The organism is Paenilisteria portnoyi (assembly GCF_014322795.1).
GTDB lineage: Bacteria > Bacillota > Bacilli > Lactobacillales > Listeriaceae > Listeria_A > Listeria_A portnoyi.
In genome coordinates this window covers 1-22,072 of sequence record NZ_JAASTT010000015.1, presented here as the reverse complement: position 1 = coordinate 22,072, position 22,072 = coordinate 1, and the positions used below count along the sequence as shown (strand labels likewise).

Sequence of the window (22,072 nt, the reverse complement as noted above, 5' to 3'; positions counted from 1 at the left end):
ATGATGTTGATGCTGTTTCTTAATTAGGAGCAGCATTTTTTGATAGAAAGGATGATTATAATGGTAGAAAAACTGAAGATATTTAATTTGGAGCACCAGCAAATCGGGACGGCGAGTCGGGATGATGTGCATCATAAGGGTCTATGGCATGAGACATTTCATTGTTGGTTTGTGTCGGCGGACTTGACGCGGATTTTTATTCAATTCCGAAGTGAGCGGAAAAAGGATTTTGCGGGGCTATATGATATTACAGCGGCGGGGCATTTGACGGAAGACGAGACGGTTTTGGATGGGATTCGTGAGGTGAAGGAGGAGCTTGGTGTCGATGTGGCTTTTGATGAGTTGGTACCGCTTGGTGTGATTGCCACGAGCTATGTTTCGCCGGGATTTGTGGATCGGGAGTTTTGCCATGTGTTTTTGTATAAGTTTGCGGGGAATTTGGCGGATTTCAGGTTACAGGAGGAAGAGGTTGGCGGCATGGTGACGGCAGATTTGCAGGAGTTCCGGTCATTTTTTAAAGGAGAATCGGATGGGCTTCGTGTGGAGGGATTTAAGTTGCGCGATGCAGGAGTTGAGATTGTGAATGAGGTGCTGGGGATGCGCCAGTTTACATTGGAGGAAAATGATTATTATGGAAAGTTAGTGCGTGCGATGGAGCTGCGGAATATTTTGTAATTATGTTTCAAATGCGGGGTTTAAGGATATAGTCACATAGACGGGTTTCTACTATATAAAATTATACTGGGGTATTATTGTTAGGAAAATCATAGAAATTCTATGTTCTGGACGGTGTACTTGTTATTTTAATTTGTGAGGTGAAATCGGTTACTATTTCATACTTAGTTTACAAAACAGAAGGGAGGTTTACGATGAATGGTCTAGCGAAGGTACTTTTTGTCATTGTTGGTCTGGTTGGGATGGTCGGAAGTGCTGTTTTTGCGGGAATGGCTTATCAATTAGGTGTATTTTCGGATGTTGTGACGGAATATCAGGAGAAAATGTGGTTTTCTAATGTCGCGATATTTGTCGGTATTCTTATGTTTGTCATTTTCTTCATGTTCTTTTTCATCGGACTTTTGACGAAAACGAGAGAGCGGTCGATTGTGTTGCCAACGAAATATGGTGATATAGAGATTACGAGCAAAACGATTGAATCGACGGTGATGTATGTTGTCGTGGAGGAGAATATGTTGCGAAATCCTGTGGTGTCTGCGAAATTATTTAATCGTAAAAAGGCAGTGAAGGTCTTTGTGATGGGAGATGCTATTCAAACGTCGAGGCTTCAGACAAATGGGGCTGATTTGCAGAGTAAAATTGAAGAGAAACTGAAAGATATGTTAGAGATTGAGTTGGTTGAGGCGGATATCAAGATTCATAAAACAAATAAGCGTGAGGCTAAAAGTAGTCATGCGCGTGTGATTTAGGAGGGATACAATGAATTTACCAGAGCTTTTGCAACCGTATAAATGGCGTATAATTGGTGTCATTGTAGGACTCATTATCGCTATTTTGTTTATGACGATTGGTTTCGGATATACGTTGTTAATACTACTTATTGCGGGAATTGGTTTTTTGATTGGCAAATGGAAAGATGGGCAATTGGATTTTAATGATTGGTTGAAATTTTTTACTAAATAGGAGAGGATGATTGAAATGGTAGAAGCTACAAAAACAAATGAGGTTGAAGTACGCAAAAATTCACTAACTTTTGATGATCAAGTTATTAAAAAAATCACTGGTATCGCTGCAAACGAGGTGGATGGTATTCTGGCTTTAGAGGGCGGTTTTATTAGTGGCTTGACGGATAAATTCAAAGCGAAGGGCGACATTACGAAAGGTATTAATGTCGAAGTTGGCGAAAAGCAAGTGGCGATTGATCTCGTGGCTACTGTCGAATATGGCAAGAGTATCCCTGCTATTTTTGAGGAAACGGTAGTTAAGATTGAGGCGGCGATTGCTAAAATGACTGGTTTGAAAGTTGTTGAGGTAAATCTAAATGTGAGTGATGTGAAGACCAAGCGTGAGTTTGAAAGTGAGATGAAGGCGGAGGTTGTGGAAGCGCCTGGTCGTGTGAATTAAATAAGGATGGATGCGTGACTTTCGATTTCGGAGGTTGCGCATTTTTTGATTATTTCCCGGGAAATATTGTGATCGGGTAGCTTTTCGGTGAGGAATATGACATAATAAATTCGTGAAACCTTTATTAGAAAGGGCGTATAGCGAATGTTTCCTTATGAGATAGTGAGCAAATTTACTGAGACAGAGTTGCATTTATACAGATACATAATGGATAATCCGGATAAAGTGATGTACATGCGGGTTCGGGAGTTGGCGGATGAGACGCATGTATCGGCGGCTTCGATTGTTCGCTTTACGAGGAAGCTTGGTTATGATGGTTTTTCGGAGTTTAAGGTGCAGTTGAAACAGGCGTCGAAGGAGAAGGTCAGAACGAAGACGGCGGACACGATTGAGGTTTTGGAGGAGTTTTTTGAGCGGACATTGCGACGGGATTATGATGTAAGCTTGGATAAGGCTGTGGACATTATTGATGACGCGCAGTTGGTCGTTTTTGTGGGGATTGGGACGTCGGGGATTCTCGCGGAATATGGCTCGCGCTTTTTCTCGAATTTGCAGAAGCGGACGTTTTACATCAAGGACCCGTTTTATCCGAATGCGGCGCAGCAGTTTGATAATGCGGTGATGGTGATTTTGTCGGTTTCTGGGGAAACGCCACAAGTTATTTTGCAGGCGCAGAATATGAAGCAGTATGGGAGTAAGATTATTAGCATTACGAATTCTAGCAAAAATACGTTGGCAGGCTTGTCGGATGTGAATATTCCATATTTTGTAACAAAGGAAATGATCCATGAGACGAACATTACGACGCAGATTCCGGTTTTGTTTTTGCTGGAGGCGATGGCGAAGAAGACGTATAATAGGCATCAAGTATGAAATAAGGCGGAAAACTCCGAACTATGAGTTTTCCGCCTTATTTTTAGATTTCTGTTAACAGCAAATGATGATATACTGCGCCGAGCAAGCCGGCTTGGTTTTTGTGTGAGACGAGTTCGAGTTCGGTGTCACGGAGGCCGAAGAAGGCCATGTGGTGTTTGAGCTCGTCAAGGAACGTCGGCCGGTCTGTGATGCCGCCGCCAATGAAAATGTGACTCGGATCGAAGCAGTAAATCAGGTTGTAGAGGCCAGTGCAAAGTCCAGTGTAGAAGTCGTGGATTAGCTTCTCAGCGATGGGTTCGCGTGCGTCGTAAGCAGCGAAAATTTCTTCACCGGTGACTTCGTTTAGACTTTTGCCTGTGTGGGCTGCGTATTGACGACGTAAAACGAGCAGCGTGGTGGTTTGGTTCATCGTGTAGTTGCCGGGTTCATAGCTGCCAGGTCGATCGCTAAATAGGTAGCCGAATTCCCCGGCGCGGAACCGGGAGCCGCTATATAGTTTGCCATCAATGAAGATGCCGCCGCCGATGCCTGTTCCGATTGTCATGCAGAGAAAATTATCCACGTCTTGCGCGCCACCGAGCCATTTTTCGCATAAGGCTACGCAATTGGCGTCATTTTCAACGGTGACTGGAAGGCCGGTTTTTTCTTCTAAGTATTCGCGAATGGGAAAATTATCGAAGGCACGGATTGCGCCACCCATCGTGATAAAGCCGGTTTTGGGATTGATGTAGCCGGGCGCGCTGATTGCAACGCCCGCCACATCGTGTTTTTTCGTATACTCTGAAATCCCTGCTAATATCAGTTCGCCGTCAAAATCAGGGATTGTCATTTTTTCGTGTTGGAGAATATCGCCTTCACTCGAAACAACGCCCATTTTCAAGGTTGTTCCGCCGATATCAAATGCTGCCAGGTTTTTCAAATTAGTCAACTCCTATTTTTCAGTTGCTGTTGCGGATTCCGTTGCGTTTGCGTCCATTTGTGCATCACTCGCGGCTACTTTATTGGATACGAGTACGAATGGTAGGTAACAAATGGTTGCGACGGCCAAACAGAGTAGTCCGACGAGCAGTGCGAGCCAATTTCCTCCGGTACCAAGGAACGGAATCAGTGGCCCCGGTGTTGTCCAAGGCACTTGATACGCGACTGGCGGGATAATTTTGAAGTGGATGAAGAAGTAACCGATTAGCGTGTTGATGGCTGGGACAAAGATGAACGGAATCACCATAATCGGATTCAGCACGATTGGAAGACCGAAAATAACTGGTTCGTTAATGTTGAACAAGCCTGGTGCAATCGATAGTTTCGCGATATCGCGGTGATCGGCACGTTTGGAAGCGAAGAAAATCGCGATCAGAAGACCGAGCGTCATTCCAGAACCACCATAGTTCGCAAAAGCGTCATTTAGACCTGCCCAAGTTGTTGGGTAAGGCGCGCCCCATGCGGAACCGTGCTGTGCTACATAGTTCAAGTTTGCCAAGTTAGGTTCTGTGAAAATGGTATCGCGGATCGCTGCAATCGTGTTTGGACCATGAATCCCGAGAACCCATAGTAAGTTGGAAATAAAGCCAAGCAATAGGACAGAATAAATATTCGTACCCATGTCTTTTAGTGGCGATTGAATAACCGTGTAAACGAGGTCATGCAAGCCTTCTGGAGCTATTAAAGTGATTAGATAGTTCAAAACGGAGAACAAGATCATCACAAGAATAACGGGAATCAAAACTTTGAAAGAACGAGAAACGGCTGGCGGCACTTGGGCTGGCATTTTGATGGTCAGTCTCGGTGCGCGTGCAAGACGGCTGAAAACTTCCCCAGTAATAATACCAACGATTAGCGCTACGAACAGGCCTTGCGCTCCTAGGAATTTGGTAGTCATGTACGCTTGGTTTTCGACAACAAGGTATGGCGTGTAGATGATGAAAAACGCGCCGATTGCTGTTAAACCGCATAAAAGATCATCCTGCTGGAAAAAGATAGCGAGATTTCGTGCTACTAAAAAAGTGATAAGTATGGCCATAATATTGGTTGAACCTTGCAGAACCGGCGCGAAAATAGCCTGAGCGTCCGCGAGATTCGGGAAAATCTTACCTAGAAATAGGATTTTAGCGATAAAACCATCTGGACTAAGCACTGCGAAGTTGATTAAAAGGATAATCGACCCTGCCATGATTAAAGGGAAAACTAAAATAAATGCGTCACGAATGGCAGCAATATGCCGCTGTGAATTCAATTTGTTGGCAACGGGTACAAGTGCTTTCTCCATACCATGTTCGAACTTTGTCATTAAACTCATAAAATGAACCTCCCAATTTGAAAAGCTGAAGAAGCCCGTTAGACCCGAAAAAATTTGTTAGGGGGCGCAGTAAAAGTCCTCTTTTGACTTTTGCGAAGGCCACGAAAATTTCGAGGGTCTGGCTTCTGAAGCTGGATCCGGAGGCGACGAACTCGACGCCCCACATGACACAACCCCTTGTTAACGCTTTCTTTAATTAACTATTAATCAAGTCCACGAAACCCACCATAGATACGTTTCGCAAACTTGACTCCCTAACTTTACTCTTTAATCAAATTTGCCCCATTTTCTTCAATCGTCTTTTTATACCAGTAGAAACTGTCTTTTTTATAGCGTGCTAGCTCTTTTTCATCATTTTCATCGCGGTCGACGTAAACGAAGCCGTAACGTTTTTGATAGCCGTTGAGCCAGCTGAGTAGATCTGTGAATGACCATGTGCAGTAGCCGAGCATTTCCACGCCATCGGTAATTGCTTCTTGAATCGCAATGGAATGGGCGCGAATGTAGTCGATGCGGTACTCGTCATGGATTTCGTTGCCTTCTTCTAATGTATCATATTCGCCGAGCCCGTTCTCAGTAATAAGTATCGGTAAACGGTAACGACTTGCGATACGGCGAAGGCCAACGCGAAGACCGGTCGGATCGATATCCCAATCCCAGTTCGTTTTTTCAAGATATGGATTATTCACGTGACGGTAAACGCCAGGAAGTCCGCTTTCTTGTGTGGAGCCTTTTTCACCCGTAGTGTTCATTTTACCAACGCCCACGCCATCTAGCGGGTTCGCCGCGTTCGTCATCGTGCGGTAGTAATTGACACCCATGAAATCTGGTTTTCCTTTTTTGAGAAGTTCGGTATCGCCTGGTTCTAAGTCTGGTGCGAAGCCATTTTCTTCGAGCCAATTCCAAACCGCGATCGGGTATTCGCCCCACGTGTAAACGTCCATCCAGAGATGCGCGTTGAATTCCTCGCTGTTATCAGCCGCTAGCGCGTTTTCAGGCTTGCCGTCGATCGCATAATTAGGTCCGTAGGCAAAACTAGGACCGATTTTACCGTCCATGCCTAGTTCGCGGAATTTTGCGATAGCTGATGCGTTGGAAAGATTGGCGATGTGATTGGCTTGGTACATCCGTTTGTCGTCAGTTAGGCCGGGCGGGTGTAGCGCCAATTTGTAGCCGTGCGAGATGAAAACGTTCTGTTCGTTCAGCGTAACCCAGTATTTGACGCGATCGCCGTAGCGCTTGAAGCAAACCTCGGCGTAGTCGGTGAAATCTTGGATAATACGACGCGATTCCCAGCCACCGTACTCGTCTTGAATGGCTTGCGGGATATCCCAATGGTAAAGCGTGATGACAGGCGTAATGTTGTTTGCTACGAGTTCATCAACCAGTGCGTCATAAAACGCGAGACCAGCTTCGTTCGCTTCGCCGTGGCCTTTCGGGAAAATACGACTCCACGCAATCGAGAAGCGGTAAGCTTTCAGACCTTGTTCAGCCATCAGCGCAACGTCTTCCTTAAAGCGGTGATAGTGATCGACTGCCACATCGCCATTCGTACCTTTAAAAGTTTTGCCAGGAATGCGGACAAATTCATCCCAGACAGACGGGCCTTTACCCTCTGTGTCCCAAGCACCTTCGACCTGATAAGCCGCGGACGCCGAGCCCCAAAGAAAATCTTTTGGGAATGGTTTTAACGTTTTGTGTTGCATAATGCACCTCCGGAAAATTATCGAGCTTGATTAGAAAGCGGTGTTGCAGGCTTTCTGTATGATTTAAATGTAAACGGTTTCGGGTGGAATGTAAATATGAATTGGGGAATTGGGTTGATGTTTCAGTGAGTTGGAATATGTTTCATGCGTGAAACATGGTGTTCCTTACGAGGAAGAATTAGGCGTTCAGGATCGAAAAACGAGCGTTTAGGACTGAAACGGTTTTTCGACTATTTTTTGTGCTAAAATTTACATTAATATTGAAAGTGTCAATCTCAACTTGGGAGACTTTTAGTGTTTACGATAAGAACGAATGTTTGTATAGTGGATAAGAAATCAAGACAGGTGGTGATGCCATTTCGGCTTGATGGAAGCTTGGTATAGCGGGATTGAATAGATTTATAGTTAGAAAAGCATGAAAAAAATAATTTATTAGAAAAAAGCGAAAAATGGTATTGAGTTCCAAGGTTAAATATGTTACCTTAGAATTTGGTGAAAATGTTCACTAAAGAAAAAAAGTATAAAAATACAAAGAAGCAGAGGAGTTTTTGCATGAAGACGTGGCTAAAAAAGGGACTATTAGTGTGGTTAGCATTTGCATTGGTGATTTCAACATTACCGGCATTTGAACCACTCGCGGAGGAAACAAAGGGAGATATGGCACCAACACTGAAAACGACGGAAGCGAAGCCTGTAGAAGTTGTAGAAGAACGAACAGAAAATGAGATTGTGTACGATAATCAAGACGGCTCATTTACCAAAGAAATCTACATGGAACCGATTCACGTGAAGGAAGATGGCGAATGGGAGTCTATCTCTAATGACGTGACTAAAACGACTAAAATTATTGAACCAGAAAGAACGGAAATTCAAGCAGCCTTTTTACCAACGATGGAACAAGGGAAATATAGTGTGTTCAGCGAAGGAAATCAAGCGGTAACATTCTCGCTTGTGTCAGCGTCAGGTGAAAATGGCACTATGGTTGTGCAAAAAGCAATAGCGAAAACAGAAGCAAATGAAATACGATATAGCAATGTCTTTCCCCAAACTGATTTGCGGAACTTAACGTTTAACACATCCGTCAAGGAGGACATTGTATTACAAGAATATACAGGCCGTAATAAGTATACGTTCCAAGTAAACACGTTACTCGCTGCTAAACAAATAGCAGATGGCTCCATTGTGTTTGAAGATACAACAGGAAGTGTACATTATACATTGCCAAAACCAGTCATGACAGATTCCAAAATTCATCCCAATATAGGGAATGCGACAGAGTCAGAAAATGTAGACTTTGAGTTAAAGGAAATGAATGATACCACCTATGAAATCACATTGACGGCAGATGAAGCTTGGTTAAAAGATACGAATCGCGTGTACCCTGTATACATTGATCCAAGTGTTCAATTGAAAAAAGTGGTGGATGCTGGTATTTCTAGTGTCACACCAACAACTAATTATTCAGGAAGCAAACTATGGGATGCTGCTTTAAATCAATACGTGTTAAAAGTCGGACGTTATGACGATACAACAGGATTCAACTACGCGTATATCAAACCAGACACAAGCTCTTTAGCGAATGCAACGATCGAGTCCGCAACGTTTAAAGCGTACGCTGTTTGGCATCATTCATCGACAGCCAAAAATCCAGTGAAATTAGAAGAAGTCACAGGTGATTGGACAACAACAGGTGTGACCTGGAATAATCGGCCAACCACTTTTAATGTCGGTTCGGTCGATATTGGCCGAAATCAATGGGCGAGCTTTGATGTGACAAGTTCTGTCCGCGCCTGGACAACTGGTGCCCGTCCAAACAAAGGCTTCATGATGCATACGATTAACCAACAAGATCATTGGAAAAAGTTCACGGCGACGGAAACCGGTACGAATGTTCCTTATTTGGAAGTCACGTACACATATGATAAACCAGAAAAAGCAATAATTAAGACTGTATCAAATGGTGTCGGGACAGGTACTGGCGCTATGAACCTAACATGGAACAAGGTACCAGGAGCGACAGGCTACAAAGTCATTATCGGAAACGGTTATAACTACGAGCAGTTTGCGGTAGGCAATGTGACATCTTGGACGACAAAAGGCAAAGGGATTTTCCCGACGAAAGCGGAAATCGACAAGGGTCTGTACACATTCCACAAGGATGGTAAAGGAACAGAATTTGCGAATGATCCACGTGCACTGTATGAGAATGGTTTTAAAGCAGGGAGTACATTCGGACTTCGCAACCAAACTAAATATATAGTGCGTATTTTAGCTATTTACCCGGGCGGAGATGGTCCAACATCGGATATAACGGATGCGTACATGCCACCAGAAGCTACACCAGCAAAGCCAGAGAAGTCAACTATCCAATCTTATTCAAGTGGTGCTGGAACCGAAACGGGATACATGGATATTTCTTGGCAAGCGGTACCAGGCGCAGTTGATTATAGAATTGTCATTGGAAATGGTTATAATTATGAATACTTCAATACTGGAAATGTGACAAATTGGTCCACTAAGGGAAAGAAAATATTTCCAACACAAGAAGAGATAGATAATGGTCTGTATAAGTTTCATAAAGATGGTACAGGTGAAGAGTTTGCAAATGATCCTCGAGCACTGTATGAGAATGGTTATCAAGCAGGAAGTACGTTTGGACTACGAGACCAAGAAAAATACATCGTGCGTATATTAGCAGTTTATCCATGGGGAGATGGTCCAACATCCGACATTACTAATTCGTATATGCCACTTGCGACGCCTGTTCCACCGACTGGGGAAGCATATGCTAACGCTGAAGGAGCAGAGAGTGGATATGTTACTTTAGATTGGGATGAAATAGAAGGGGCAGATGGCTATAAGGTTACTATCTTTGATGGAAAAAAGAACATCTATTTCGATGTGGGAGAGGAACGTTCTTGGACGAGTAAAGATAAAGGTATCTGGCCTACTAAGGAAGAGGTTTCATTAGGTCAAGCGGATATACATACAGATGGAAGAGGAGAGGAATTAGCAAAAAATCCTTCACCAGTATACAAAAATGCTGGCAGTGTTTTATATGGAGAAGCAACGAATTATTGGTTCCGAGTGCAGGCCTATGTAAATGATGGGGAACGTAATGGTAGTGAAATTTCTAATGTGTATAAGCCATCCATACCTACTGAGCAAGAGTTATCTTACCTTTCTACAAAGCAAGAAGTACAAGACTTCTTGTTAAAATATTTAGAAAAAAAGGGACTTAATATGAAGTTGGATTCTCAGGAGTTCAAAGATTTTGTGAAAGCACAAGTTTTTGAAGAAATAGATGCTGGCTTGGCAGAAAGAGCAGACTATCTGTACATGTCCGACTATTTGATAGATTATTTAGATAGTCAAAATGCGCAAGAAGCAATAGATGAAGATAATTATACGAAGTTTATTGATCCAGAGGTAGAGGAAGAACGTACGAAAGATATAGTTAAAGCAGAAAAATCGGAGTCTAGATTATTTGCTACGGCAGGAGAAAATTACGGTTTAAACGAATCAGTTGAGATGGAGAAGGTTGTTGATAAATATTCTGAATATGATAAAGAGATATCGGATGCAAAGGATGCAGAGTTAGAAAAATTAGTAGAAGAGCGAGATTTACTATACCCAGATGGAGAACCTACATTACGTTCATCTATTGCAGGTATTAAGCTAGTAAAACAAAAATATAGCCACTGGTGTGGACCGGCTAATTTGGCACAAGCTCTAAGTTATCATATGTATAAGAAGAGAAGTGTAGATGTTAAGGCGATTCAAAATAATTTTGGTGTCCAAATGGGTTATTCTTATTATTATGGGAAAACAACTTCTCAGAATATGGCAGTCCAAATAAATCGATATAAAAACACGTATGGCTTCTCGAAGACACCTTATATAACAGCAACAATTAAAGAATTCGGTAGTGGAGCAGCTAATAAAATAAGAACGCGTTTGGATGGCGTTTTAGCTCAAAAAAGTAATGCTCCTATGGTTTTAGTGCATCAATTGTATTTAAGTAAGTACTCAGCAAAGACAAATCCTAATGCTGGTCATTATCTGACTATTGGTGGCGTTCGTAAATATAATGGTACTTATCAAGCCCAAGCATATAATACAGACTCTAAACATAACATGGTATGGTGGGAAAATATTGGGACCGGAGTGGGGCAGAATAATACATTGACAAAAGCGATGTATCAAAAAAATATAAGTAGTCCTAATCCTGTATTTGTATACTAAAGGAGATAATTATGAATAAAAGAAAGAAGCACGTCGTTATCACTGTTACCAGTATAGTTGCGCTAGCTATTGTATTAGTTATAGGGTATTTATATACGATAAAAAATGATAGTGTTAAGGAGAAAAAACTTGAAGTCAGTATTGAGAAATCAAAAAATTTTGTTTCCTATGAAATGTCAAAAAAAGGGTCTTTCTATAGTGCTGTAAATAATAAAGATAGCATATATACATTAATTTCTAATGGGGAGGATTCCCCTTCAAGAAAAGTTTTTGAAATGAATAAAAAAAGCGGTTCAATCACCCCAATATACACTTCGAAGTATAGATTAGGGGAAGGTGAATTGATTTCGCTGGCTGGTAATGAGGATTATTTGGTTTGGTTAGATCAAAATAGTACAGACTATTTAAGTACATTAGTTGTCTATGATTTAAAGAAAAAAAAGATTATAAATCGGTTTAAGAATAGTAATGAAAAATATTTTGATTCATTTATTCTTAGAGAAGATACTGTGTATTGGATAGAGGATGATACAACTAAGAATCAGGAGGAGGTCGGGACAGGTGAGGATAAAGACACTATGATTATAGGTAACTATAAGGGAACAATAAAATCATATAATCTTTTAAGTGGTAAGCAAAGTATAATTGATACTATAACGACTGTGAATTATCCAAATAATGAATTGGGACTATCTGAGAACAAATTATGGTATATTGATAATCGTAAGTATGAAGAAAATGCTTTGATAAAGACCTATGACATCAACAGTAGAAAAATAGAACAGTATGATTTAGGAGAACAGTTTTTAGGTCATATTAAGCCAACTAGCGATAAGCAAACGGTATTTTTTAAATATACCATCCATGCGCCCCCAAAAGGTTTATATCTTTTTAATGCAGATTCAAAAGGAGTAGATTTGATAAATAAAGATGAGGGGGATACTAAGGCTGCGTATAGCTTAAATGGTGAGATAATTACTAATACAACATCTTACAAAATTGATTTAAATGGAGATATTTATTGGAATAAAAGTATACAACAAAAACTTCCAGATAATTTTTTCGTCTCTTCTGCTAATCCCATTTCTTCAATGACAGTAATCACTAGAAAAAACGATGAGAGTTTATTTAACACGATGTTGATATGGGATGAGTCAGTTATTAAATGGACGAGGCTGCCACAATAGATTAGTATGGTAGAATTAGTAGAAAACTTAATTATAAAGTAAGGGCACACAGTAATAGTGATGCCCTTACTTGGCGTGTAGATTTGTAATAAAAACACAAAAATCAATTTGAATTATATTATCGAGAGGATTTTTTAAATGGAATTGTCTGTCATTGGAAATAAATGACGTTAAAAAAACATCGAATGGACCGGGAACTGGCACGGGTTACAAACAGTGGTTCTTATGACGCTGAGTAGAGAACCACTAGTAAAGCAAATAAGGATTAGTGAATTTAAAGAGCCTCAATATGCATGAGAGCGAAGCGAGCAGGTAATCCATCAGTGGGAATTTGTTTCATGCGAAAAGATAATAGCTAATATTTAGGGCGATTTTCGGCGTTCAGGATCAATAATCAAGCGTTTAGGACAAAAACGATTTTTCGACTATTTTTTGTGATAAAATTGCTATGAATTTGAAGTGGTGTTGGCTTGTTTGGGTGGTTAATCATGTGTAGTTTTTGGTTTGGCGCCTTCGGATCCAGCTTTGTTGTGGTTCTTAGAAAGCGTCGTTTGCTTTATTAGAACCTCAATATGCAGTTGAATGTAATGAAACTGCCTTTCGTTTAGCCAGCCTCTCGGAAATTTCGTGGCCTCCGCAAAAACCAGATGAGGGTTTTCACTGCGCCCTCTAACAATTTCTGTCGAGGCTAAACGGGCTTCCTCAGCTTTTCAATGGATCTAGCTTCACGGGCTAGCTCCTCGAAATTTTCGGGCCCTCCGCAAAAACCAAGTGCGGGTTTTCACTGTGGCCCCTAACAAATTTTTTCGGAGCTGAACGAGCCCGTTCAGCTTTTCAAAGTTGGGAGACTTTTGCTATTTACAAATCAAACGTACGTTCGTATAATGGGTAAGAGATCAAGAAAGGTGGGGATGCCATTTTGGAGTGGTTTATGCGGGATGTAGCTGAATTGAGTAAATTCATAGTTAGAAAAACAAGAAAAAAATAATTTATTAGAAAAAAACGAAAAAAGCATTGTTTTCCAAGGTTAATTATGTTACTTTGTAGTTTGGTGAAAACGCTCACCAAAAAAAGAGATGGTAAGAAAAAATACAAAAAGCGGAGGAGTTTTTGCATGAAGACGTGGCTGAAAAAGGGGTTATTAGTGTGGTTGGTTTTTGCGTTGGTTGTTTCAACATTACCAGCATTTGAACCACGCGCGGAGGAAACAAAGGGGGATGCGGCACCGACACCGAAAACGACGGCGGAAGCGAAGCCAGTGGAAGTGGTTGAGGAACGCACGGAGAATGAGCTTGTTTTTGATAATCAGAATGGTTCTTTCACGAAACAGATTTTTACGGAACCGGTCAATGTGAAGGAAGATGGCGAGTGGGAGCGGGTTTCCAATGACTTGGTGACGACGGATGAGGATGTCATTGAGGCGGAACGGACGGAGATTCAAGCGCAATTCCTACCGAAGATGGAAAAAGGGAAATACAGTACTTTTGGAGAGGGAAACGAAGCGATTACGTTTGGTTTTGAATCGGCAGAAGGCGAGAACGAAAAAACGGCTGTGACGGACGTGGAAGCTAGCGTCGATGGCAATGAAGCGCGATTTAAAGAGGTGTTACCGAACACGGATTTGCGGAATTTGCATTTTAACACGTCTGTGAAGGAAGACATCGTGGTGAATGAATATAATGGATTCAATAGGTATAATTTCCGATTGGACACGAAATTAAAAGTGGAACAATTGGAAGACGGCTCGATCAGCTTTACGAATCGCAAGGGCGCGGTGGTGTTTGAATTGCCGAAGCCGGTGATGTCGGACTCGAAAATCGATGATAAATCGGGCATCGCGGTGAGTTCAGATGCGGTGGAATTCAAGCTGGAGGCGTTGACGAGTACGGTTTATTCGCTGCAGGTTGTGGCGGATGCGGGCTGGTTGAAGGCGGAGGATCGGGAGTACCCAGTTTATATTGATCCGAGTGTGCAGCTGAAAAAGGTGACGGATGCGCATATTGCGAGTGCTTACCCAACGACGAATTATTCGGGAAGCAAGCTATGGGACGCGGGTCAAGGCGAGTATACAATGTCGGTTGGTCAATATGACGGCACGACGGGGATTAATTACGCGTATATCAAGCCGGATGTGTCGTCACTAGCGAAAGCTTCGATTGAATCGGCGACGTTTAAGGCGTATGCGAAATGGCATTACTATCCATCGACGCCAAACTTGGTGAAATTGGATGAGGTGAAGAGTGCTTGGACGCCGGGCGCGGTGACGTGGAATACGAAACCGACAGCGACGAACATTGCGGAAACGAATGTCGGACGCGGGCAGTGGGCTAGTTTTAACGTGAAGGATACGGTGCAGGCATGGGCGCAGGGCACGCGGGTGAACTACGGTTTCATGATGCATACGACAAACACGCAAGGTTTTTGGAAAAAGTTCACGGCGACGGAAACGGGAACCAATGTACCGTATTTGGAAGTGACGTATACGTATGCAAAACCAGCGAAAGCGGTCGCAAAAACGTATTCGAATGGACCGGGAACTGGCACGGGTTACATGGATTTGACGTGGAACGCGGTGCCGGGCGCGACAGGTTACAAAGTGATTATAGCGAATGGGTATAATTATGAGCAAATCCCAGTCGGCAATGTGACGTCGTGGTCAACGAAAGGGAAGGGGATTTTCCCGACACAAGCGGAGATTGATGAAGGCGAATTTGATTTCCACACGGACGGAAAAGGTGCCGAATTTGCGAATGATCCGCGGGAACTCTATGAAAATGGTTTCCAGTATGGCAGTACGTTTGGGTTACGGAATCAGCAAAAATACATCGTTCGGGTTTTAGCAACGTTCCCAGGTGGGGATAGCCCGACGTCGGATATTACGGATGTGTACATGCCGATTGAGACGCCAGCAGCACCGACCGGGAAAGCGTACGCGAACTTGGCGGGCACGAATACCGGTTATGTGCAAGTGAACTGGGCGCCTGTTGCGAATGCAGAAGGTTATATCGTGACGATGTTTGATGGGAAAAAGGATGTCGAATTTGATGTTGGGAATAAGACATCGTGGACGACGCAACATAAAGGATTGTGGCCAACGCAAGCGGAGATTGCGGCTGGTGGCTGGGCGTTGCATACGGACGGAAAAGGCGCAGAATTAGCGCAAGATCCTTCGCCAGTGTATACGAATTCTGGCGGAACGTTAGGCCATTTGAAAAATTATGCTTTCCGGGTGAAGGCGTATACGAAGACAGGACAACAAGGTGCCAGCACGATTTCTGGGACGTACAAAGCGACGATTCCGCTTGTTGGTTCACAGCAGGGAATGGTGGATTATTGGACATCGATTCCGGTGATTGGCGGCGAAGTGAACGCGACGAACGGGAATTTCTTGTTCAGCGAGACGGATTTCGAGCTGGAAGGACGCGGGCCAAGCATTAATATTAGCCGAACATTTAACAGTCAAAATGACCAAGTTGGCTTGTTCGGAAAAGGTTGGACGAGTACACTGGAAACGCGCGTCGCAGAACAAGCGAACGGCGATGTCATGTTGTATGAATCGGATAATAAAACGCAATTGTTTATGAAAACGGGCACGACGTATGAGGCGCCTGCTGGTGTGTATAGCGAACTGACGAAAACGGCGACGGGCTTTTTGATGGTGGAGCAGGATAAATCGGAAGTGGCGTTTAACGTGGCGGGACAACTTTTGACGGAGAAGGATCCGAATGGGAATGTGTTGATGTATACTTACGCGAGTGGGAAGTTGACGGGGATTACGGATGCGTCTGGTCGGAAGGTGAGCGTGGCTTATAATGGTGCGCAGATTTCGAAAGTGACAGGACCGGAGAATCGGGACGTGACGTTTACGTATGATGCGGCGAAACAATTGACGGCATCGACGACACCGCGCGGGAAGGCGTATCGTTATGGCTACACGGATGGCTTGTTGACAGCGATTTATGATCCGAAACACACGGAAGCGACGCCATACCAAACAACGTATGCGTACACAGATAAGAAGCTGGTGAAGGTGACGGATCCAGTTGGGAAAGCGACGACGCTGAGCTATGCGCCTGAGAAGCGTGAGGCGACGCTGGTGAACGCGAAAGGCAAGAAGACGGTTTATACCTACAATCAGGCGGGAAATCCCGAGAAAGTGATTGTGGACGCGGATGGCTTGAAGTTGAGCACGACGACGAGCTATGAGGCGAATAACCTGATCAAAGAAGTGAGTCCAAAAGGGCAAGAAGAAACGTATACGTATGACGCGGACGGGAATGTGACGTCGGTGACTGATCCTTACGGGACGGAGAATTATACGTATAATGAGAATAATGACGTGACATCGATGACGGATACCGAGAATAAAACAACGACGGTAGCCTACGATGATGCAGATGCGGTGTCGGAAACAGACCAATCTGGCGGCGCGACCTCGACGGTTTCACAGTATGATAAATATGGAAATGTGATTAAAGGAACCGCAGAACTAAGCACGGCGACTAATATTTTAGCGAATCCAAGTTTTGAGAAGGATTTAGTCGCGACGGAATGGTTCTCGCAAGTGTACCAAACGGCGACGGGAACGGTAGCGATCGACAAAACAACATCGGCACCGGGCGGCGTGAGCGGAGCGGCTTCCTTGAAAATCACTGGGAAATCGACAGGACGCGGGTTTACGGCTGGGAAACAGATCGTGGAACTAGAGCCAGACTCGACGTATACGCTGAGCGCGCTGATCAAGACGAGCGACATGAAGGATACGAATGTGTTCTTTAACGTCGAGCTGCACGACGCGACGGGCAAACGCGTGACGGATGGCGATGGTTGGCAGAGTAACCGTTACAGTGACATTAAAGCGAACCGTCCTTGGACGAAACGCCAGCTGACGATTAAGACCACGAAAACGACCGCAAAAGCCTATATTTTCCTAGAAGTGGAGCAAAATAAAGACACTGGTGGGACAGGAACGGCGTGGTTTGATAATGTACAACTCGAAAAAGGCGAGGCATCGGCGAACTTTAACCCTGTGCTGAACAGTAGTTTTGAAAAAGGCACGGAATTGATGGCGACTGGCTGGTGGAGAGGTTCGACGGCGGGCGCGGATAAATTAGCGGTTGACGACACGGAAGGCTTCGCGGACAGTTCATCGGCGCGGATTGTGCGCACAGCGGTGACGGACGTGGACAGCAAGTACGGGCAAGAAATCGTGCTGAACCAAACGACGGCGAAAAACGTGACGGTGACAGCGATGTCGAAATCGGAAAACGTGGTGAATACGGCGGGCGGCGAGAAGCTGTCGAACGATTACGCGATTCTGGCTGAGGCGGTATTGAGCGACGGCGTGACGAAATCATTCTACGCGCCATTCCCGACTGGAACGAATGAGTGGAATCGTAGTGCGGTGACGGTGAACGTGGACAAACCAATCACGCGTTTGAAAATCTGGACGCTATTCCGTGGGAAGCATACAGGTAAAGCGTGGTTTGATAATATGCGTGTGATTGATGGGGAAGTGTTGACGGAGAACACATATGATAGCGCAGGGAATTATGTGACGGCATCGTACGATGAGGAGAAGCAGAAAACGGCATTTACGTATGATGTGTATGGCAATAAACTGACGGAAACCGATGAAAAAGGTAACACGAAGCAATTGGAGTACAATGTCGATAATCAATTGACGAAAACAACGCTGGCGAACGGAACAGCGGTAGCTTACAAGTACGATGATAATGGCAATACGACCGAGAAATTCGTCACAGCAGATGGGGAAGAACAGCAAAATAGCTACGTGTACGATAGCGACAACAAGGTAACCCAACTAACTGATGCCTTAGGTCGCAAAATCAGCTACGAATACGACGCGAATGCGAACGAAACCAAAGTGACAAAACCAAACGGTGATACGATTGAAAGCATCTATGATTCTGTTGATCGTAATGTTGGTGTGAAGTGGAATGATCAAACAGCATTTAGCTACCAATTAGATTTGAATGGAAATGAAACGAAAGTTACTAATGAAATAATAGGAATATCAAAAGAAAGTTATTACGATAGCTCTGATCGGTTAATAAAGCAAGTAGACCGAGATGGGATTGTGACAAGAACCTATCAAGATACTGTGAAAAATGGAGTTAAAGGGACAAGTAATAAGATAAGCACAATTACATCCATACAAAACTCTTATCAAAACAAGGTGAGCTACACTTATAATCAATTAAATCAAAATGTAAAAGTACACGATGGAAGCCGTAACTATTTTATGGAATATGGAGAAAATGGTAATGTTAGCAACTATATTGCTGGGAATGGCGTTACTAGTAACTTTAATTACGATAACGCTCAAAAAATAACTGAAATACAAACAGGGAATAAGTTAGGTAATCATATCCTTGAGGAAAGATACGGTTATGACGAGTCTGGTAGACTTCTAACAATTAATGATTCTGATAATGGTAGGACCCAATATAAATATGATTCGATTGGTCAGCTAACGGAAGAAGTTTTACCAAACGATACGACAAAACAATATACGTATGATGGTTTTGGAAATCGTATTAAAGTGATAGATTCTAGTAAGACGAAAGAGAGTTACGCGAGTTATAATGGTGGAAACCAATTAATCGATTGGAATGGTTCTAAGATAGTCTATGACAGCAACGGAAATCGCACATCTGATGAGAATTATATGTACACCTGGAATACAGCCGATCAATTGATAGCTATCGCTAAAAATGGAGAAAATAAACCATTTGCAACGTATGAGTATGATGACAGAGATAGGCGGATTACAAAAACAGTTAATGGTGAGACAACAAAATATTATTATGATGCTGACACAATTAATGTTTTATATGAAACCAATGGTTCTGGAGAATTATTGAGACAATACATTTATGGTGATGGAGATACACGTTTAGCCATGAAAATAGGCGGAAAAACACTGTATTACCATCATAATGCACATGGGGATGTTGTAGCAATGACAGATGATACAGGCGAGGTTGTTGCGGAATATAGCTATGATGCATGGGGAAATGTGCTAAAGTCACAAGAATTGACAGAAGAAGCGAAGCAAAATACGCTCGGTTATGCAGGGTATACCTATGATAGAGAGGTAGGCATGTACTATCTAATAGCGCGCTATTATGAACCTAAACAAGGTGTATTTATTAGTTCAGATCCTAATCCAGGGGATGACGATGATCCTATTTCTATGAATGGATATAACTATGCTAATAATAATCCAATTATGAATTATGATCCAGACGGGCACATTTGGATAACTGTCATTCGTACTATCTTGAAGAATGGGAAAACAATTGTTCAAAAAACAAAAAAATGGGTTAAAAAATCGTCTAAGAAAAAATTACCTACAAAAAAACAGGCTTTGAAATCGGCTAAGAAAAAAGTAGCAAATTTTTCTGTATCAAAAAAACATTTAAAATCGGCAAAAGGCCGCTATACAAAATTCAATACAGACAGTCAGAAGCAGGTAAGAAAGTGGCTAACTGAAGGGTTGAACAAGAAAAATATTTCAATCACAAATAATAATACTAGTGGGGATCGTTCATTTGTGGGTATTGTTAATATGGGGAAAAAAATAGGTAGTAAGGGTGAAAAGAAAATAAAAATAGTGTTTGGAGATGATGGAAAAATATGGACAGCTTATCCAGCAAAGTAAAAATTAGTTATCAAATCACTTCTGAATTTAGTTTTGTAAAAGGTTTAAAAAGCATTCCATCTCAGTTAATGAATATAGAAGGAGACCTTAATATTGTGATCAATAACCAAATATTCTTTGAAGAACCGATAGCTTTATATGAATTTTATTGTTATCTAGATAGGTGGTTATACGATTGGGAAAAGGGTCATAAAATTAGTTTTGAATACGTGAGTATGGAATCGGAAGAGAACCCATTACTCGCTTTTAAATTAACAACATCAGGCTTTCAAATTTTTTCTGTTTGGCAGCAATATAACTCAGAAGAAATTTTTGATACAAATGATTTTAAGGATTATATCGCCTTAATTACAGGACAAATAGAAAAAGATATTATTCATACGTTTGGAGAAGAATATATGAATTATAAGGAACTTCTACCTATAAAGAAAATGTAGGAGTAGAGATATAATCGAGAGTAGGATTAGACTTAAGAGGCTATATCCTACTCTTTTCTATAAAGTGTCAAAAAGCATGCTTTTTGACACTTTAAGATAAGAATGGAAATCACGTCTCAAAATATCCGAAAATGGATTTTGAAACATGTTACGTTTGTAGTACACTTTTTGACATTGTTTATAGTGTGCAGCGCCAAGAATAAAATATTCGGTGAATGAGTATATCTCTTTACGTGTAACAAGAGATGTAATCATTCCGAAGCAGTAGCGCAATCGTTTACAAATAAATCGGAATATGTTACCATTTTGTAGAAGTTACTTTATAGATAACGTAATCGAATTTAAACAATAGAACGTGTTAGGAGGTAGAATACATATGGCTGATAATGGCGGTGCAATTGCAATAAAAGGCTTTAACTATCAAAAAGCTTCTATTATACTTGTAATGATTCATAATTTTACTAGGAAAAACTTTAAAGTTTTTCCTGAATCAAACGAAGATTTTGAAATTCATATGAATAACAAAATTTATTATATCCAAGTAAAAGGTACTAAAAAAATTACCTTAGGTAAGCTAAAATATAGGCCTAATGGAAAGCCTTCAATTCTTGAGAAAAATTTATTACCAAGTACAAAAATAAACAGGCGTAAAATTTTTCTTTGGGATTTAGCCGAGACTACTAAAGCTAAATTAGAAGATCAGCCGGGAACCTTGGTTCCAATAATACACAGCTTTTCCTCGGAACAAAAAGTGGAACTTAGTGAGTCGCTAGGTTTAAATCAAGATCAAATGGACAAACTAAATAATCAGTATGTTTATATAACGCCATTTACGAATGATTTAAATAGCGCAATAACCAGGCTACAGGGTGAAATGGTTACTGCAAATTTATTGGTTACTAATGAACGAGCAAGGCTAGTATTAGGTGAACTGTCATTAGAGATAGACCAAAAAAGCGAAATTATTATGACGACGGATGATAGCTTTAAAAGAAAAGAAATTGACGGAAGGTATTTGAAACATGTGTTTGCAACGGTTCAACAAAAGGAGATGTTTGATGAGGTATTGAATGGATATCCATGTAATACCATAGTTAAAAATAAAGTAAAAAAAATAAAGCTAGGCATTCCTTTATTATATCAAAGTTTAAAAGAACAAATTAAACAAAAGGCCGATATTAATATCATTATGAACTCTGTTGATGACAAGAGTGCCATTGACTATCTGAGAAGTTTAATGATGGACATAGAAACGGGAATAGACACAGAGCTTTCTATTGCATTAGCAATTGATTGTTTTTGTGAGTTGGGAGAACAGCAACTATGATTGTAAATTCATTTTCAATTATTGATTTTAAAAATAAAGAGGCTCAGGATTTTGAATTTAGTGATGGAACCAATCTTATAGTTAGTGAAGGAAATACTCAGGGGAAATCTAGTCTATTAAAATCAATGTATTTTACATTAGGCTTTGATGTAAAACAATGGGTGTAGAATAAAAGTTGGACAAAAGATGATAGAATAAAACATATCAAATACATCGGAGGAATTTGTTCAATGAA

At 41.8% G+C, this 22,072-nt stretch carries 14 protein-coding genes; 11 read left to right on the top strand and 3 right to left on the bottom strand.

Going from position 1 to position 22,072, the window contains the following annotated elements:
* The first annotated feature begins 60 nt into the window (after positions 1-60).
* From HCJ66_RS10720 to HCJ66_RS10700, 5 genes are all read left to right on the top strand, one after another.
* A complete protein-coding gene (locus tag HCJ66_RS10720; protein WP_187133120.1) occupies positions 61-675 on the top strand; it encodes an NUDIX hydrolase in 615 nt (204 codons plus the stop codon).
* 194 nt (positions 676-869) lie between these two features.
* On the top strand, positions 870-1,424 hold the full coding sequence (amaP, locus tag HCJ66_RS10715; RefSeq protein WP_187133119.1) for an alkaline shock response membrane anchor protein AmaP: 555 nt from the start codon (positions 870-872) through the stop codon (positions 1,422-1,424).
* 10 nt (positions 1,425-1,434) lie between these two features.
* Entirely contained in the window at positions 1,435-1,638 is a 204-nt protein-coding gene (locus HCJ66_RS10710; protein WP_187133118.1) for a DUF2273 domain-containing protein, read from the top strand.
* Between the two features lie 15 nt (positions 1,639-1,653).
* Positions 1,654-2,079, top strand: a complete 426-nt coding sequence (locus HCJ66_RS10705; RefSeq protein WP_246438640.1) for an Asp23/Gls24 family envelope stress response protein — start codon at positions 1,654-1,656, stop codon at positions 2,077-2,079.
* Between the two features lie 144 nt (positions 2,080-2,223).
* The gene (locus HCJ66_RS10700; protein ID WP_187133116.1) at positions 2,224-2,952 is read left to right on the top strand and encodes a MurR/RpiR family transcriptional regulator; all 729 of its coding nucleotides are present in this window, start codon (positions 2,224-2,226) and stop codon (positions 2,950-2,952) included.
* A gap of 43 nt (positions 2,953-2,995) precedes the next feature.
* Here the strand turns inward: HCJ66_RS10700 and HCJ66_RS10695 are convergent, their stop codons facing one another.
* From HCJ66_RS10695 to HCJ66_RS10685, 3 genes are all read right to left on the bottom strand, one after another.
* A complete protein-coding gene (locus tag HCJ66_RS10695; RefSeq protein ID WP_281384413.1) occupies positions 2,996-3,874 on the bottom strand; it encodes an ROK family protein in 879 nt (292 codons plus the stop codon).
* A gap of 12 nt (positions 3,875-3,886) precedes the next feature.
* Complete coding sequence (locus tag HCJ66_RS10690; RefSeq protein ID WP_181676527.1) at positions 3,887-5,248, bottom strand: PTS sugar transporter subunit IIC; 1,362 nt, start codon at positions 5,246-5,248, stop codon at positions 3,887-3,889.
* 260 nt (positions 5,249-5,508) lie between these two features.
* A complete protein-coding gene (locus HCJ66_RS10685; RefSeq protein ID WP_187133114.1) occupies positions 5,509-6,954 on the bottom strand; it encodes a glycoside hydrolase family 1 protein in 1,446 nt (481 codons plus the stop codon).
* A gap of 552 nt (positions 6,955-7,506) precedes the next feature.
* Here HCJ66_RS10685 and HCJ66_RS10680 point away from each other — a divergent pair.
* From HCJ66_RS10680 to HCJ66_RS10655, 6 genes are all read left to right on the top strand, one after another.
* Positions 7,507-11,199 carry a DNRLRE domain-containing protein gene (locus HCJ66_RS10680; RefSeq protein WP_187133113.1) on the top strand — a complete coding sequence of 1,231 codons (3,693 nt, stop codon included), beginning with the start codon at positions 7,507-7,509 and terminating at the stop codon, positions 11,197-11,199.
* Positions 11,200-11,210: 11 nt separating this feature from the next.
* Positions 11,211-12,386, top strand: coding sequence for a hypothetical protein (locus tag HCJ66_RS10675; protein ID WP_187133112.1), 1,176 nt, complete (start codon positions 11,211-11,213; stop codon positions 12,384-12,386).
* A gap of 1,114 nt (positions 12,387-13,500) precedes the next feature.
* Positions 13,501-20,073 (top strand): DNRLRE domain-containing protein, encoded by a 6,573-nt coding sequence (locus HCJ66_RS10670; RefSeq protein WP_187133111.1) that lies wholly within the window; start codon positions 13,501-13,503, stop codon positions 20,071-20,073.
* Positions 20,049-20,510, top strand: coding sequence for a DUF7878 domain-containing protein (locus HCJ66_RS10665; RefSeq protein WP_187133110.1), 462 nt, complete (start codon positions 20,049-20,051; stop codon positions 20,508-20,510). The genes HCJ66_RS10670 and HCJ66_RS10665 overlap by 25 nt, the downstream gene beginning before the upstream one ends.
* A gap of 376 nt (positions 20,511-20,886) precedes the next feature.
* Positions 20,887-21,837 (top strand): dsDNA nuclease domain-containing protein, encoded by a 951-nt coding sequence (locus tag HCJ66_RS10660; RefSeq protein ID WP_187133109.1) that lies wholly within the window; start codon positions 20,887-20,889, stop codon positions 21,835-21,837.
* A complete protein-coding gene (locus tag HCJ66_RS10655) occupies positions 21,834-22,004 on the top strand; it encodes a hypothetical protein (RefSeq protein ID WP_187133108.1) in 171 nt (56 codons plus the stop codon). The genes HCJ66_RS10660 and HCJ66_RS10655 overlap by 4 nt, the downstream gene beginning before the upstream one ends.
* The last annotated feature ends 68 nt before the right edge of the window (positions 22,005-22,072 follow it).